Origin of the sequence: Acinetobacter courvalinii, from assembly GCF_014635545.1 — a bacterium.
Lineage (GTDB): Bacteria > Pseudomonadota > Gammaproteobacteria > Pseudomonadales > Moraxellaceae > Acinetobacter > Acinetobacter courvalinii.
In genome coordinates this window covers 317,794-334,418 of record NZ_BMDA01000001.1, presented here as the reverse complement: position 1 = coordinate 334,418, position 16,625 = coordinate 317,794, and the positions used below count along the sequence as shown (strand labels likewise).

At 39.0% G+C, this 16,625-nt stretch carries 16 protein-coding genes, 1 pseudogene and 2 riboswitches; of the genes and pseudogenes, 5 read left to right on the top strand and 12 right to left on the bottom strand.

The window, feature by feature from the left end; all coding sequences use genetic code 11:
- Positions 1–10: 10 nt before the first annotated feature.
- From IEV39_RS01450 to IEV39_RS01435, 4 genes are all read right to left on the bottom strand, one after another.
- The gene (locus tag IEV39_RS01450) at positions 11–625 is read right to left on the bottom strand and encodes a hypothetical protein (RefSeq protein ID WP_005287780.1); all 615 of its coding nucleotides are present in this window, start codon (positions 623–625) and stop codon (positions 11–13) included.
- Positions 626–1,240, bottom strand: a complete 615-nt coding sequence (locus IEV39_RS01445) for a hypothetical protein (RefSeq protein WP_005287784.1) — start codon at positions 1,238–1,240, stop codon at positions 626–628. It abuts the gene before it with no gap.
- A 297-nt stretch (positions 1,241–1,537) separates the two neighbouring features.
- Positions 1,538–1,705 carry a hypothetical protein gene (locus tag IEV39_RS01440; RefSeq protein ID WP_155757813.1) on the bottom strand — a complete coding sequence of 56 codons (168 nt, stop codon included), beginning with the start codon at positions 1,703–1,705 and terminating at the stop codon, positions 1,538–1,540.
- Positions 1,706–1,939: 234 nt separating this feature from the next.
- Positions 1,940–2,509, bottom strand: a complete 570-nt coding sequence (locus IEV39_RS01435) for a hypothetical protein (protein ID WP_005287787.1) — start codon at positions 2,507–2,509, stop codon at positions 1,940–1,942.
- Between the two features lie 39 nt (positions 2,510–2,548).
- Here IEV39_RS01435 and IEV39_RS01430 point away from each other — a divergent pair, with 39 nt between their 5' ends.
- Positions 2,549–3,064 (top strand): substrate-binding domain-containing protein, encoded by a 516-nt coding sequence (locus tag IEV39_RS01430; RefSeq protein WP_005287790.1) that lies wholly within the window; start codon positions 2,549–2,551, stop codon positions 3,062–3,064.
- 351 nt (positions 3,065–3,415) lie between these two features.
- Here IEV39_RS01430 and IEV39_RS01425 read toward each other — a convergent pair whose 3' ends face one another.
- The 5 genes and pseudogenes from IEV39_RS01425 to IEV39_RS01410 all read right to left on the bottom strand — a co-directional run bounded on the left by IEV39_RS01425 (position 3,416) and on the right by IEV39_RS01410 (position 9,118).
- The gene (locus IEV39_RS01425; protein WP_005287793.1) at positions 3,416–5,572 is read right to left on the bottom strand and encodes a malate synthase G; all 2,157 of its coding nucleotides are present in this window, start codon (positions 5,570–5,572) and stop codon (positions 3,416–3,418) included.
- Between the two features lie 17 nt (positions 5,573–5,589).
- Positions 5,590–5,796 (bottom strand): KGW motif small protein, encoded by a 207-nt coding sequence (locus IEV39_RS01420; RefSeq protein ID WP_005287796.1) that lies wholly within the window; start codon positions 5,794–5,796, stop codon positions 5,590–5,592.
- Positions 5,797–5,817: 21 nt separating this feature from the next.
- Entirely contained in the window at positions 5,818–7,059 is a 1,242-nt protein-coding gene (locus IEV39_RS01415) for a D-amino acid dehydrogenase (protein WP_005287798.1), read from the bottom strand.
- A gap of 29 nt (positions 7,060–7,088) precedes the next feature.
- Positions 7,089–7,161, bottom strand: a riboswitch (glycine riboswitch).
- Positions 7,162–7,164: 3 nt separating this feature from the next.
- Positions 7,165–7,251, bottom strand: a riboswitch (glycine riboswitch).
- A gap of 314 nt (positions 7,252–7,565) precedes the next feature.
- Positions 7,566–7,835: pseudogene (locus IEV39_RS18425) on the bottom strand (transposase); the annotation flags it as partial.
- A gap of 62 nt (positions 7,836–7,897) precedes the next feature.
- On the bottom strand, positions 7,898–9,118 hold the full coding sequence (locus IEV39_RS01410; RefSeq protein ID WP_005287801.1) for an MFS transporter: 1,221 nt from the start codon (positions 9,116–9,118) through the stop codon (positions 7,898–7,900).
- A 272-nt stretch (positions 9,119–9,390) separates the two neighbouring features.
- Here IEV39_RS01410 and IEV39_RS01405 point away from each other — a divergent pair, with 272 nt between their 5' ends.
- A complete protein-coding gene (locus IEV39_RS01405; protein ID WP_005287804.1) occupies positions 9,391–10,917 on the top strand; it encodes an amidase in 1,527 nt (508 codons plus the stop codon).
- Positions 10,918–11,231: 314 nt separating this feature from the next.
- Here the strand turns inward: IEV39_RS01405 and IEV39_RS01400 are convergent, their stop codons facing one another.
- A complete protein-coding gene (locus IEV39_RS01400; protein ID WP_005287808.1) occupies positions 11,232–12,155 on the bottom strand; it encodes a LysR family transcriptional regulator in 924 nt (307 codons plus the stop codon).
- A gap of 792 nt (positions 12,156–12,947) precedes the next feature.
- On the opposite strand from IEV39_RS01400, the gene ykgO reads away from it, so the two are divergent.
- Positions 12,948–13,073 carry a type B 50S ribosomal protein L36 gene (gene ykgO, locus IEV39_RS01395; protein ID WP_005231541.1) on the top strand — a complete coding sequence of 42 codons (126 nt, stop codon included), beginning with the start codon at positions 12,948–12,950 and terminating at the stop codon, positions 13,071–13,073.
- Between the two features lie 111 nt (positions 13,074–13,184).
- Positions 13,185–13,661, top strand: coding sequence for a copper resistance protein NlpE (locus IEV39_RS01390; protein WP_005287811.1), 477 nt, complete (start codon positions 13,185–13,187; stop codon positions 13,659–13,661).
- Positions 13,662–13,760: 99 nt separating this feature from the next.
- On the opposite strand, the gene tsf is transcribed toward IEV39_RS01390, so the two are convergent.
- On the bottom strand, positions 13,761–14,636 hold the full coding sequence (gene tsf / locus IEV39_RS01385) for a translation elongation factor Ts (protein WP_005287814.1): 876 nt from the start codon (positions 14,634–14,636) through the stop codon (positions 13,761–13,763).
- A 138-nt stretch (positions 14,637–14,774) separates the two neighbouring features.
- Entirely contained in the window at positions 14,775–15,527 is a 753-nt protein-coding gene (rpsB, locus tag IEV39_RS01380; protein ID WP_004652723.1) for a 30S ribosomal protein S2, read from the bottom strand.
- 214 nt (positions 15,528–15,741) lie between these two features.
- Between rpsB and map the strand changes: the two genes are divergently transcribed.
- Positions 15,742–16,566 (top strand): type I methionyl aminopeptidase, encoded by an 825-nt coding sequence (map, locus tag IEV39_RS01375; protein WP_004773623.1) that lies wholly within the window; start codon positions 15,742–15,744, stop codon positions 16,564–16,566.
- The last annotated feature ends 59 nt before the right edge of the window (positions 16,567–16,625 follow it).

Sequence of the window (16,625 nt, the reverse complement as noted above, 5' to 3'; positions counted from 1 at the left end):
TTTCGTACACTTATATGTCCACGTGAATGAGAGAACTGATACGACTTCTTGTAATACCACCTACATAATATATGTAGTTCGTTGTATCAAACGGATAAGTTAAAGAGCCTGAAAAATTATTTACCCTGTGCACCGCTTCAATCACTTTACGCCAAATAACGAACTTTGCTTTCTTGTCAGATGTAACCGTACTACCTGAAATACTTAAATTAGGTGCTAAGGCATCATAAAGTTGATCATTGGTAAATGCCTTTTCAACTTCAAACAACATTGTACCGTTCTTATATGTATTGATTAGCGAGACATTAATAATGCAATGATTTGAGCCTATGTTTCTAACCATTTGTGCCTGACGAGAATAAATATTTTTACCCGCTAGACTCATCCCATTTAAATCAATTTGTATAGAAATTGGGGTGGTCATTCTAGTTGGGTTAATTGCGTTACTAACACCGTTGGTATCCGAGTCAATAAAAAGATCCTTAAACCGAACCGCTATATATGCTTTACCTCTGGCCATGTAGCTACCAATACGCTCTATTGAATTGGCTATAACATAGTATTCATTTACTTCATTATTGCCCGCTCGCCAGACATCACGACCATTAATTGCAATATTAACCATCTACATAAATAGCTCAAAGAAAGCAGTATCACCAAATCTATACAAGCTATGCCAGTGCATAAACTCGCTATAAAGCCCACCGGCGACAATTGCTCGATCAATTTCAGAAGCTGAATAATCTAAAGCCATCGTTTGATCTACAATTTGCCCAGCATTTACAGCATCGCAACCCTGACATGTAGAGGCCTGCATCATCATTTCTTGGCGGCTAAGGCCAATATATTTGATATTGCCATTATTACCTGCATACCCATAAGCTGAATTACGCATACCAAATAATTTTGGAATTAACACATTCCAGCCACCTTGAGCACCATTGGTAAAAGATCCTGAAATTAAATCAACTCCAGGAATTGCTTTGATATGGTTTAGTTGCTGTTCAATATGAAGGTAGGTCTCCAAAAGGTTTGACGCACCCATGATCTGGTTAACCATGTCATAGCCAAAATCACCATTGGACACATCAAAAAGTTGTTGTCCATGATTTGGATAACGGACTGATTTAGCGGCATCAATAACAACATTAGGGAAATATTGCTTGCCCAGACTAGTCCATTTTAAGGCATTATAATTTGGGATTGTTTCTTGAGCACCAGTGCGTGGATTGATCCACATATCTGACCGCTAATATAGGCCAAAACTAATGCGGCCAGTGTGATGCACTGTCTTGATGGTTTCACCATAATTCTGGTTTTCTATAGAGTTTATTCCATCTAGAGTTGAAGAAGTTGTCTCGCCAAACGCATGTAAAAAATATGTGCATTGCACGTTGTGTTTAAATGCATACATCTCGGCTAATCCATAGTGCCGATCAATCAAACGATCAGTGTTATGACAGACAATAGCTATGTGCCCATTAAAAATGGGGCAAATTGATGCCCCAAGTGTATTAGCTGAAAAAAATATCCATAATTAGATCACTACTTTAACAAACCCATTTTCATCAACATATGTGCCTCCGACGGGTAGACCCTCTGGAGAACGTGGCCATGCTCCTCTGATATTTCCGAAAATTAATTCATCAGCTGTTATGGTTCCTAGCGTTGCATCACCGCCTTGAACGACAACATTTTCTGGCAAGAGAACATCACCACCCTCAGCAGTACCCGCAAATTTTAGGCCGCTAATGCGAAGATAGTATCGATGGGCTCAATAATCTAATAAGACATCACCCTCATATGCCGCCAGCTGTGCATATAAAGATAGATCTGTTTGCGGACGACACACATCAAAGCCAACCAAGCCCCACCTTCGGGAATCGTTATTGTTTTAGGTAATGTTCCTGTTTGATAAATTCCATACATCAAAGTAGCATTAATTACTTGCTACATTCTGAACCGAGTAGTAGCCGCTTGTAGTAATGCCAAATCCACCAAACGTATATGTCTTGCCTGCCACTACCGGAATCTTGATATACTTCCAACCAGCGCCAGCAGAAATAGTCCCTGTGTTATTTACGTAGTAATCATTAATAATGTACTCAGGGTGGGCAAAATTTAATGAAGTCTCTACAGTGAAATCATTCTGCTTTACCACATCACTTGAATTAATGACTGAGTCAATGACAGCATTACAGTATGGCAAAGCAACAAGTGTCGGGTTATTGGATAGTCTGACATATGCAGCATTTGCAGGAACTACAGCCGTTCTTACTGCTACTCCTCCATTATCCACAATCGGACTAATAAAATTAAAACTTGAATCATAAAAAGATAAGACCGATATAACTGAGCTTCCAGCAGATACATAACTAAGATTCTGGCCAGCCTTTACTGGCTTGAAGTACGTAGTTTGATAGCTTGATGCTGTAAATACACCAGAACTACTAATGTGACCAGTAATAGAAAAGTTATAAGCTACAGCTAAAGGTGCAGGTCCCAGCACCCCTTATTACACCTAGAACCTTACGTAGATGTAGGTGCCGTGCTTGAACAGAAATTAGATGCAGGCGAGCTCGATTTTGCCATCATGGCTGGCCGGTCTTCTAAAAGCAGTATTCTCTCTCAGTCTATTACCAAAGCTGATTTTGTATGGATGATCGCCGAGTCTTTACTCGATCAGGGCTCACCCCAAGATTTAATCAGTCTATTAACTCAACATACACTGGTCACCCTACCCGCCGGTGCGGGAACAACCCGTATTCTGGATGAATGGCTATTAAGCCAGAATATCTATGAAATTAAACGTATTACCTGTAATAACTGGAGTGCTGTTGCCGGCATGATTCGAGAAGGTATTGGGATTGGTTTTTTACCCAAAGGCTGGATGGAAAATGGTGCAGATTCCACACTGATTCAACTTGAAAGTCATCCTCCACTCCCCTCACTGCATTATGCTTTTCAGTGGAGACGTGGCGATATTCGAAATATTATTCCAACCATGCAAATATTAGTACGTGAACACATCAATTTTTCCCTAAGACCGAATGATATTTTATAACACCTGATATCGCCTCCAAATTACGGATAAGAATTCAATATAGATGTTCTATCAATTTATCTATAGCACTTTAAGAACAGCTAGCCCCCTTGCCAAACTTGGGGTCGCGAGTTCGAGTCTCGTTTCCCGCTCCAAATTCAAAAAAGCCCTTATCTTTCGATAAAGGCTTTTTTATTGAGTTTAAATAAATTTATTTTTAATCAGAGCAGTTGTACTTGGTATAAAATATAAAGCAATACACCGTCTCACTAAAGCTTAGAACCCTACTCAGTCCTACTTAACCTAGAATGCACAATCAATGAGTAAAACGCTTTAAAATGACCATGCTCTATAAGCATGGTCATTCCCCTCTTAAGACTTTTTCACTTGCAAACGTGCGCGATGTAACAATGGTTCAGTATAGCCCGCAGGCTGCTTTGCCCCTTCAAAAATCAAATCTGAAGCAGTTTGAAAAGCAATACTATTGTCCCAATCAGCAGACATTGGGCTATAAAGTGGATCATGTTCATTTTGTGCATCCACAATTTTCGCCATACGCTGTAGCACTTCCTCAACCTCATTGTATGAAACAATACCATGACGCAACCAATTCGCGACATGTTGAGAAGAAATACGTAACGTGGCTCTATCTTCCATTAATCCAACATTATGAATATCTAAAACTTTAGAACAGCCAATACCTAAATCAACCCAACGCACTACATAGCCCAAAATGCCTTGGCAATTGTTTTCCAGTTCTTTGGTTATTTCTTCTTTTGACCAGTTCGTGTCCTTAGCCAAAGCTGGTGTTAAAAGCTCATCTAAACTCAGTGTTTCAGTTCTTAATAATTCCTGTTGACGATGAGCGACATTGACTTGGTGGTAATGTAGTGCATGAATTACAGCTCCTGTAGGTGAAGGAACCCATGCACAGCTTGCCCCAGCTTCAGGATGTTCAGATTTGCTTTGATACATCGCACCCAACATATCTGTTTTAGCCCACATCCCTTTACCAATTTGTGCTTTACCTTGTAAGCCTGTTTTCAAACCAATCATGACATTTCTATTTTCATAGGCCTCAAACCAGACTTGATTCTTGATTTCAGCTTTTGGCACAAAAGGACCTGCTTCCATAAGAGTATGAATTTCATCACCCGTCCGATCCATAAAGCCAGTATTAATGAAAATCACACGATCTTTGGCTGCTGCAATACAATTTTTTAGATTTAAAGAGGTGCGACGCTCTTCATCCATAATCCCAATTTTTAACGTTTTGTTGGGCAAACCCAGTGCTTGTTCTACCCGCTCAAACAGCTCAACTGTAAATGCGACTTCTTCAGGACCATGCATTTTCGGTTTTACGATATACATCGAACCTCTACGAGAATTTAGCAAAGAATTCTGACCACGCAAGTCACTCAAAGAAAGTAATGGTGTAATTAAAGCATCCATAATACCTTCATAAACTTCTTCCCCATCTACAAGAATAGCTGGATTTGTCATTAAGTGCCCGACATTGCGTAATAACATCAATGAACGACCATGCAAACTCTGTTTTTCACCTTGGAGATTGTTAAAATGCAGATCCTGATTCAGTTTACGCGTAAATAGCTTCCCATTTTTTTCAATTTCTTCGACTAGGGTGCCACGCATGAGACCCAGCCAATTACGATAGGCTTCTACTTTATCCTTGGCATCAACAGCAGATACAGAGTCTTCTAGATCTTGAATAGTGGTTACTGCTGCTTCCAGAATGATGTCTTTAATACCAGCAGCATCTTGCTGACCTACCACGTGTATAGGATCAAATTGTACAATCACATGTAAGCCATTATTTTTTAATATAACTTCAGTTGGTAGAGCAGCATTTCCATTAAAACCGACACATTGACTGGTATCTTTTAATGTGGTGACTTCGCCATTTTGAAGACCAATCACCAGAGCTCCATCTTTAATCTGCCATTGGCTCACATCATGATGAGAGCCTTGTAGCAGAGGAAAGGCTTGATCCAAAAAGTCTTTCGCAAAAGTAATAACTTTTGCTCCGCGAACAGAATTATATCCTTTGGTTTTCTCTGCTCCTTCATGTTCAGGAATCACATCTGAACCATATAAAGCATCATACAATGAACCCCAGCGTGCATTGGCTGCATTTAGGCTATAACGGGCATTGCGTACTGGCACCACCAATTGAGGACCAGCTAAAAGAGCAATTTCTTCATCGACATTTTCAGTACTTACTTGAAAGTCTTCGACTTCAGGCAGTAAATAGCCAATTTCAGTTAAGAATGTTTTATAGGCATTTAGTTCAAAAAGATGGTTACGATGCCATTGATCAATTTGTTGCTGTAAATCATCTCGCTTCTGTAATAAAGCCTTATTTTTGGGCGTTAAATCTAACACCACATTTTCAAAGTTTTCCCAATAGGTTTCGCTGTCTATTCCCGTTCCAATCAAGGCTTCATTTTCAATAAAGTCATAGAGTTCAGTGGAAATCGATAAATGTCCGTATGTCGTAAATAATTTCATTTTAATTTAACCTAATTTTAGTGCGCTCTAGATGGCTTTGGCATCTTTTTGAATAAATTGAGCGGCTGTATTTCCAAGATAGGCTGTGCTGTATTCTGGTTTTTATGATCCTGCACCGCTACATTACCGAGTATGATAAGTATTTGTAATACAAACATTAAACCAAATATCAACCAGCCAAGTTTTTTATCGCGGTACTGAAATTTAGAGACAAAATTTTTCATTTCACCCCCTCTACAGTAGCTTTAAGCCACTAAAGCACGTTGAATTTCGTGACTGATCATGACTGCCGTCGCAGCAGATAAAGTGAAGCCAAGATGACCATGACCAGTGTTATAGAACACCCGCGCTTGTTTGCTGCGTTGTACTCTTGGCATCATGTCTGGCATCATCGGTCTGAGGCCAGCCCAAGACACTACACTGTCGGTAGCGATATCAAAGTTTTTGTTAACCCAATCAATCAATGGCTGAATTCGATCATTACGAATATCTTTATTATAACCATTAAATTCTGCTGTGCCGGCAACACGGAAACGGTCTACTCCTAATCGAGAAGTCACAATTTTTGCACTTTCATCCAGTAGGCTCACCCATGGGGCATTTTTTACACTACGTTCATCTTTTAGATTCACGGTAATCGAATAACCTTTCACAGGATAAATATTAATCTTATCCCCAAGTTGATCACCTAAATGGTAACTATTTACGCCACCACAAATCACAACGCCATCAAAAACAGATGTCTCTGCCGCTTGTTCGATTTGGTGTTTAGGGTTCTGTTGGTTATATAAAATTTCAACTCGATCCAGCGCAGGATTAATTTTCAGTACATTTGCACCAAAACAGAATTTAACACCTCGCTTTTCACAGACTGTGGCCAAGCCACGAGTAAATTTGTGAATGTCACCTGTCGCATCATCTGGGGTAAAGAATCCGCCAAAATAGTCACCGGTTAAAGTTGGTTCAATTGCTTTAATTTCTTCAGGAGTAACTCCATAACGCTCTAAACCACCGCGGTTAAGCAATGCGTTGACATTTTTAGCAACTTCAAAATCTTTAGCTGTATGATAAAAATGTAAAATGCCTTTTTTTTTCAGATTGAAGTCAAATCCTTCTTGATCCGCAATCGCAAACATGTGCTTACGCGAATCCAGGGCTAAACGTACTGTTTCAATGGTATTTTTTTCGTAATTTTTAATGTTGTTTAAAAATGCGACCAACCATGTGTATTTATGCATATTAAAGGATGGATTAAGTAATAATGGCGCATTTTTTTGTGACATCCACTTTATGCCTTTGACAATTGTGGATTTTTGATTCCACACTTCTGCATTACACGCAGAAAGTTGTCCACCATTCGCAAAGGAAGTTTCCATTGCTGGATATAAATTTTTTTCAAAAACAGTAACGCTAAAACCTTGTTTTATTAATTCGTAAGCAGTGGTCACTCCCGTGATCCCAGCACCGATAATCGCAATATGTGGCATATGATCCTCACCAGTTCATGTGATGCCCCATCTGTCCTGTGACCTGAGAGTTTCGGGTTTTCCCCTTCTTCCTTCGGTGTGCTGTTTAAGCACTCTCCAGATTTTTGATTGATTACAGTCCTTTTGCCTGAGAGTTTCCGGGATGTTGCACCTTCGGCGAATCATTGAAGATTTCTCTCCTGTAACACTCTCTTATAACACTAGAAATTATGTTCTTAAAATACCCATATTCACATTAGCCCGAAATGAATAATAAAAATGATTTAAATGTTAAAATAAAAGCATTTAATCCTATTTTTAAATCTACTATGGCTTTTTCGCACACAGATTATAAGGTTAAAACTAGCCTAATCTGCACAAATTTAAATTACAACTTGGATGTTTCATGAGTTTAAATAATACGACCATACGTGTATAAATCTCATTGACCTAAATTTCAAAATCTATAGAATTCAGTTTATCTACTAGCAATATGTTCAAATCATCGTTTAATCTGATGTCATTTAACTCAAACCACAAAGATTAATTAGACTTTGTGTAAAAGCATACGTAGAGACAAACGAAAGAAAGAAAGAAAGAAAGAAAGATTTAATCATTAAATAGTACTGAACCAAAGTATCTGAGTAGACTTGATTTATCCCTTTTTTGTCTTTTGATTCGGCATCCTAGTGAGTATTGGAATCAAACCAAATCGTGATATTTCCACGTTTGATTAAAGCTTGGTTGTAACAAAACCAATTCGTTATACGATATATTTTAGATGCAGGCTTATGCAGCCAAAAATTATATTGCTGAATAAGCCTTTAGGGATAGGTCTATATAACAAAGCCGTTTATCTTTAGGCATTTGAAAGTTGACTTTTAACCTCCTCTGTCTTTTGACTTTTGATCCAAAAACTCATTAATAAAGAGAAAATTACCGAGCAAATTAAGAACATGAACACAGCTTGATAGCCTGACCAACTGACCAATGCGCCAATAAGCACTGGTGCCACAAAACCAGCGGCCATACCTCCAGTATTAATAACTCCCAGTCCGCGACCAATTTGTTCTTGCGGTAGTTTTTTTGCTGGTAAAGCAATTACCAAGGCAAAGATCAAAGATTTAAAAAGATAAACAACACCTTGTGCAATAATTACTTGAGCAATGGTAGCTGCCGAATACATTTCATATAAACCTAGGCACATTAAAATACAGCAAGGAATAATCAGCAGTCGTTCTTTGCCATCAAAGAATTTATTTACAAACCAACCACCTGCTGCTGTTGTTAAACCTGCAATCAAAAATGGAATCGGTAACAACCAGCCGACTGATTTCAAGTCAAGTCCACGCTCTGTCATGAGGTAAATTGGCATCCATGTATCCAAGCCTTTATTGACAATACTAATGCCAAACCACATCGCGCAGATAGCCCATAAATACTTGTTTTTAAATACAAGACTTGAAGCTGTTTTAGTTACATCTATTGTCTTCTGGGTCTCTTTACTAGAAGGTGTTAAGACGGCATAAAGCACAATATAAATAAAACCTACAACACCGATGATCATGAAGGTATTACGCCAATCAAATGCGATGATCAAAGGTGCAATAATTAAGGGTGCAATCATACTACCGATATAATTTGAGGACATCATCGCACTAGATGCATTGGAACGAGATATACCTTTAAAATTTTCCGCAATACTTTTAAAAGATGCAGGCGGAAAACCTCCTTCCCCTAAACCAAATAAAAGTCGAATCACGAGCAATCCCATTAAGGATTCAACCATGCCTGTCAACATGGTAAAAATCGACCATAGCCCAACCGCGACTAGAATAACTTTTTTTGATCCGATTTTATCGGCCAGCCATCCTCCAGGAATCTGCATGATAGTGTAGCCAATATAAAACATACTTAGCACCGCCCCCATTTGTACAGGGGAAATAGATAAATCCTTAATAATATGTGTAGCACTTATACTAATTGCTGTACGATCAATAAAAGAAATGCACCAACCTAAATACAGCAGTAAAAAAACCAGATATTTACGTACGCCTATTTTCTCTATCCATGCAGCCATTGCCAATTTCTCCATTATTTAAAATCTTGTTGTTTTCAATAATCAAAATAAATAGCACCTTGGCTTTACTCAAGCGCATTTTTCGCAATTTATCTTTGCCCAAATGGCAATGCTTGAGTACATTGGCTCGTATTCAAAGTTCATTAATTTCAAAAATTATATGTATAAATATTGCCAATTCAGCAATGAAGTATTCTATTTATTCTAATTGTGTGAAGTATAGAAATGACTAATATCTTTAAATATCGATAAATAAAACATAGGATTTTCACATGTCTCATACTTCAGAGCTAGCGTCATTTAGTGCAGTAAAACTGAAAAAAATGATTGAAAAAAAACAAATCTCACCTGTAGAACTCACACAAATCTATATAGATCGCATCATCAAAATCGACCCCAAAATCAACTCCTTTTGTGCTAAAAACTATGAACAAGCCCTGGCTGATGCCAAATCTCAAGAACAGCAACTCATGGCTGGTCAGGCACGCGGCTTATTATTCGGTTTACCTATCGGTATCAAGGACTTAGAAGACACTCAAAATTTAAATACCACTTATGGTTCGCTAGCCTATCAGCATTATGTTCCGAAAGCAGACAATGAACTGGTGCAACGGGTACGTCATGCAGGTGCGATCATTTTAGGTAAGACCAATGTGCCTGATATGGGTGCAGGTGCTAACACTCGTAATCCTGTCTGGGGTGCAACAGGCAACCCATTTAATCCAAGTTTAAATGCTGGTGGTTCATCAGGTGGGTCTGCCGCAGCTTTAGCTGCAAGTCTTGCACCCCTATGTACAGGTTCGGATACAGGCGGATCGCTACGTATTCCTGCAGCCCTGTGCGGGATTTATGGCCTACGTCCTTCAGCAGGTTTAGTGCCAAGCCAGCGTAAACCATTGGGCTGGACTCCAATTTCTGTGGTCGGCCCAATGGGGCGTAATGTCGAAGATACTTGGCTGCAATTGGCTGCAACGATTGGTTTATCTAAAAATGATCCTCTCAGTTACGATACACAAATGTCTGCCGATATCCGGGACCTACCTCCAGTTGACCTATCTAAACTGCGTGTAGCCTACACCGAAGACTTTGGCTGCTGTGAAGTCGATAACGATATTCGTCAGGTATTTCGCAATAAAATTCAGAAAATAAGTAAGCTTTTTCAAAGCTGTGAAGAAATCCAATTCAATCTAGACGATGCACACCGCTGCTTCGATGTGCTGCGTGCCGAAGCTTTTGTTGCCGGTCTGCAAAACACTTATGAGAAGAACCCTGAGCTTCTAGGTCCGAATCCACGTATGAACTATGAAATGGGTGCCAATATGAAGTTGACTGACTGCATATGGGCGCAAAAAACTCAAACCCAGTATTTTAAAGATTTTCAAAAACTGTTCGATCAATATGACTTAATCTTGTCTCCTGTCACACCTGTCAGTCCATTCTCATGGCAAAACCTGTATTTGAGCGAAGTGAATGGTAGACCACTAGAAAATTACTATCGCTGGTTATCGCTAACCTATGTAGTAACATTGATGACCAATCCTGCACTTTCATTTCCACTTGGACGTGATCATCTTAATATGCCGTTTGGACTGCAAATGATCGCAGGCTTCCGCGAAGATACTACGCTCCTACGCATGGCAGATGCTTTAGCTCAGCACTGCGAACACGATCCTGATCTGGCCCAGCCACAACTAGATCTTAGTGCTTTAATGCAGACGCAAACTGACTTTAAAACAGGTATTGTAGATACTAGTCAGATTAGCAAGATTGAGTATGATCACACGGCATCTGCGGTTTAATACATAGCTAGAGTTGATGAATTAAGGAGTTTAAAAAAACTCCTTAATTTCTTTATATAGACTCATGAGAGAGCCTTATCAATAAATCTAATCATTGGAGCTTATCCCAATTTTTGTTGAGGCAAATGAAAAGTGGAATTTGGCTTCTCCTCACAAAAATCGTAAACAAACCTCAATAATCAAATTTTCGCAGAAACAATTATTTTTGTACAGTTGCGAATGATATATTCGCGTATCAAGTACAGTAAGGAAATTTAATCTCTTAACTTGATTTTACCTCCATCAAAAAACATGCTTTGTTACTATCTGTCTTATTAATCAATCCTGGTTTCCGGCACAGCCAATTCATCATATAAATATTCTAAAAACACGCGTACCACATCAGGCAAGATCCGCCCACTTAACTTACACACTTCTATCGACAGCGCATTATTTAAAATATTGTCTTGTAATGGAATGGCTTTAATAATATTTTGGCTTAAATAAGATTTTAGTACCAGCTCTGACGAAAGTGTAACCCCACCTGCTAACACATACGATACAATCGAGCTGATGGTATTAGAAGTGAAAATAGGCTTAATCACCCCACCCTGATGGCTACAACGCACATCAAATACATCCCGTAATACAATCCCGCATGGAGGCAATGCTAAACGTACTGTTTCAAGAAGCGGTAAAGTAATACTTTTACGATTTGCCAGTTCATGCTGTGGGGTAACAAAACAGTAAATCGGAGCATTGACAGAATACAACACAGAAATATCCGACTGGGACACATGATTAAAGGTCACACCAATATCAGCAGTACCATCTTTAAGTTGTTTAATGACATTTTTACCACTATCAGCATGTAAAAAAACTTGCACATCAGGATAATAGGACTGAAATTTAGCGATAATTGAAGGTAAAAAATCGAGTGAGAAACCTGTCGAGCAGGCAATTTTAATACTACCTTTACTTAAACCTTTTAGAGCATTGATTTCATTAAAGACCCGATCACTTTCCAATTGTAATTTTAACGCATAAGCTGCTAAAATTTCTCCTGCCGAAGTAGGTTTCATGCCATGAGTTTTACGCTCGAACAGCAATACATTCAAATTCGATTCCAAATGGGCAATTTTCCGACTAATTGCAGATGAAGCAACATTTAGTTTGAGCGATGCTTCTGCAATTGAGCCACACCGTACCACTTCCAAAAAATAACGTAGCGAAGTTTCCTGAAGAATTTTAGAACTCATTATCCACACTCAAGGCAATCCATGGCAATTTTTCCATCATATTTCTCATCTAACCTATAGCGAGTCAGTTGGCTGACATTAAACTGGCAGACAAGTCTGACAAGGTTGGTTTAATCTTTTTAACTACTCACTCAGTTTGTGCTTTAATACCATCAGGTATCGTGTCATCAATATTTAAAAGAATTTCACATTTCATCTAACAAAAAATAAATCCGTTACTTTCAACTCATGTAGAAAATGGAGGTAGCATATTTTTCTCCTGTTTTAAATGAAAAATATATTTCATCACGAGAGTCTGCTCGACTCCTCAATTTAAACTAGAACAGAATAAAGCTTGTCACAGCCGAAAAGCTAAATCTTTAACCCGGTAAATTGCCCTGTATAAGCCGTTGTTATATCAAGTTTCTTTTTTTATTTGGTATCATTATTTTAAATTTTTCACATATATAAAAAATATAACACTTAGTTAAAATATTGTATGTATTAAATACTTTATATTCATAATTATTGTTGGCTAACTGCAACCTAGTGGTGTTTAATTTTCATGTACTTTAGATTACAAGCATACACCTTAAGTTTTTGATCTAAATTAATATTAACTATATCCCAACTATAACCAAGTTGGCGTCACGAGTTGGAGTCTCATTTTCTGCCCCACATTCAAACATGCTCTTATTAAAAGATAAGGACTTTTTATTTTCCCCCTTCATTTACACTTTCGACAACGAGACGAACTTTACAAGACAAATTTAATGTAATATTATAACATTACATTAAATATAGAGAAGTACAATGAAAGTCTGCTCATCCCTCAAAAGTGCCAAACGCCGTAGTGCTGATTGCCAGATTGTAAAGCGTCGTGGCAAGTTATTTGTGATCTGCAAATCAAATCCACGCTTCAAGGCAAGACAAGGTTAAGCTTGTCTTGCTTTACCAAAGGTTAAACAACCCTTACATTCCCTTACTTCCATTTCTTTTTAAAATCTAATAACTTGGATATCAATACTTTCCAATAAGGTTCTATCCAAGATGAAAAAATCAATTATTGCCATTTCTCTAGCATCGGTTTTCCTTGTCGCGTGTAACAAGGCAGAAACACCAAAAACTGACGAGCAAACCCCTCCAGCTGCAACCACAACAGAAACAACGCATGAAGCTGTTGACAGTGCGCACACAGCGGAAAACTCACTCGACTGGAATGGTACTTATAAAGGTGTTCTTCCATGCGCTGACTGCGAAGGTATTGAGACTGAGCTTGAACTAAATCTAGATAAAACTTATGAATTAAAAGAAAAATATTTAGGCAAAGGTGATGGTAAAACCTTCGAAAGCAAAGGTAGCTTCACCTTTGATAGCAAAAATACCTCAGTCATCACATTGGATAAAGCCGGTGATGGCCGTAAATATTTCGTTGCTGAAGGTTACCTGAAAGCTTTAGATACCGAAGGTAAAGAAATTACAGGTGAATTGGCAAGCAAATACGAGCTAAAAAAAGAAGCTGAATAAGCCTTAAATGATATTAAAAAGCCCATTTGATGAAGTGGGCTTTTTAATAGGCAATAAAAAACCCAGTCAAAATGACCGGGTTTTTTTAGAAGATACGAATTACTTCGCAGCAGCTTGAGCAGCAGCAACTTCTTCCGCAAAGCTCATTTCAGCTTTCTTCTCAATACCTTCGCCCACTTCGAAACGAACGAATTGAGCGACAACAGTACCAGTCGCTTTCAATACATCAGCAACTTTCTTGTCATTGTCGATAACATACATTTGACGATCAAGAGCAACTTCGTTCAAGTATTTTTCAACTGAACCAGTTACCATTTTCTCAACGATGTTCGCTGGTTTACCAGATTCTAATGCTTTCGCTTCAGCAATTTCTTTCTCTTTAGCGATCAAGTCAGCTGGAACAGCTTCTGCATTTACCGCAACTGGGTTGAACGCAGCAACGTGCATTGCAATACCTTTACCAGTGTCAGCATCACCTGTGTAAGAAACAACAACACCGATTTTTAAACCATGCTTGTAAACAGCCAAGTTTTCGCCTTCAACGATTTGAGCACGACGAACTTGAATGTTTTCACCGATTTTTTGAACAAGTGCAACACGCGCTTCTTCTACAGTTGAACCGTCTTCAAGTTTAAGTTCAGCAATTTTCGCAGCATCAGTTTCGTTTGCAGCAAGTGCAGCAGCAGCAACTTTATCAGAGAAGTTTTTGAAGTTTTCGTCTTTTGCAACGAAGTCAGTTTGACAGTTAACTTCAACAAGAATCGCTTTGTTGCCTTCCTGGATGATTGTGATCGCGCCATCAGCTGCAATGTTACCTGCTTTTTTAGCAGCTTTTGCTTGACCTGATTTACGAAGGTTGTCAATCGCAAGTTCGACGTCACCACCAGCTTCTGTTAATGCTTTTTTGCATTCCATCATTGCAAGACCAGTACGGTCACGTAATTCTTTTACCATGCTTGCAGTAATTGCAGTCATGTTGTTCTCCTAAAATCGGTAGAAAATAAATCTGTTCAACAAAAACGGCCCAAAGAATCTCTGGGCCGTTTGCAATCTCGACGCTTTAATTTGCCACCATTACATGTCGCAAAAATGACAAGCTTGCGTCAAAACGCATTAAGCCTCAGAAGCGTCTTTAGCAGCGTCGTCGCCTTTTGCTTGTGCATTTGCTTGTGATTGAGCATATTCTTTACCAGCAAGAATCGCATCAGCCATAGCAGAAGCATACAAAGTTACTGCACGGATCGCATCGTCGTTACCCGGAATAACGTAATCAACGTTGTCTGGGTTAGAGTTTGTATCAACGATACCGATTACAGGAATACCTAAGTTTTTCGCTTCTTTGATTGCAATCGCTTCGTGATCTACGTCGATTACAAATAATGCGTCAGGTAAACCACCCATGTTCTTAACGCCGCCTAAAGCACGTTCAAGTTTTTCCATCTCACGAGTACGCTCTAAAGCTTCACGTTTAGTAAGCTTAGCAAAAGTACCGTCTTGAGATTGAGTTTGAAGATCTTTTAAACGGTTGATAGATTGGCGAAGTGTTTTCCAGTTCGTCAACATACCACCTAACCAACGGTGATCTACATATGGTTGACCAGCGCGTTGAGCTTGTTCACGGATGATGTTAGAAGCAGCTCGTTTTGTACCAACGAATAATACTTTGTTCTTTTTGCTCGCTAGGTTGTTAACGAAGTTCAAAGCATCATTTAACGCAGGAACAGTGTGCTCAAGGTTGATGATGTGAATTTTGTTACGCGCGCCAAAAATGTATTGACGCATTTTTGGGTTCCAGAAACGAGTTTGGTGACCAAAGTGTGCGCCTGCTTGAAGAAGGTCGCGCATGCTTACGTTGTAATCTGCCATTTTCTTTACCTTAAAGTTTGGGTTAGGCCTCCATATATCCGCATTCTCCACCTATTGCTAGGCACCCAGAGTAATGTGTCGATATATGTGCGGATTTTTTTACGACTATAATTATCAGATAATTTCGTAAAATATATTCACGAAAAGCATTTGATAAAATAGGCGGCTATTTATACCATAGACGCTTGCAAATTACCAAAAGTTTTTAGAGATCATGAATACAACTTATACAGCCCCTCGTCGATTAATCAAAACACCTGAAGAAATTGAAAAGATGCGTGTTGCTGGCAAATTGGCGGCTGAAGTTCTAGACATGATTAAACCGCATATTAAAGCGGGCGTGAGCACACTAGAACTCGATACCATCTGTCGCAATCACATTGAAAATGTTCAGCAAGCAATTCCTGCCTGTGTCGGCTACGGCGCAGCACCAGGTCGCCCTGCTTTCCAGCATTCTATTTGTACTTCGGTCAACCATGTGGTTTGTCACGGTATTCCGTCTGAAAATAAAATCTTAAAGAACGGCGATATTCTTAACATCGATGTAACTGTCATTAAAGATGGTTATCACGGCGATACCAACATGATGTATATCGTGGGCGGTGAAACCTCTATTCTTGCAAACCGTTTGTGTTCAGTGGCCCAAGAAGCCATGTATCGCGGCATGGCCACGGTAAAAGATGGCTCATACTTAGGTGACGTGGGTTATGCCATTCAACAATATGTGGAATCTGAGCGTTTCAGTGTCGTGCGTGAATATTGTGGGCATGGGATTGGTAATGTGTTCCATGATGAACCACAAGTTTTACATTATGGGCAAAAAGGTACCGGGATGCGTCTGGAAGCAGGCATGACCTTTACCATTGAACCAATGGTCAACGCAGGTGTTTGGCAAACCAAGCTTTTAGGTGATAAGTGGACCGTTGTCACAAAAGATCACAAATTGTCGGCCCAATATGAACATACGATTTTGGTAACCAAAACTGGTATTGAAGTATTAACCGCGCGTCCTGAAGAAGATTTATCTCGTTTTATGTAATTTATTTTCTTTAATTTTTTTAGTAAAAAGTCACTTCGGTGGCTTTTTTTGTATCTTCA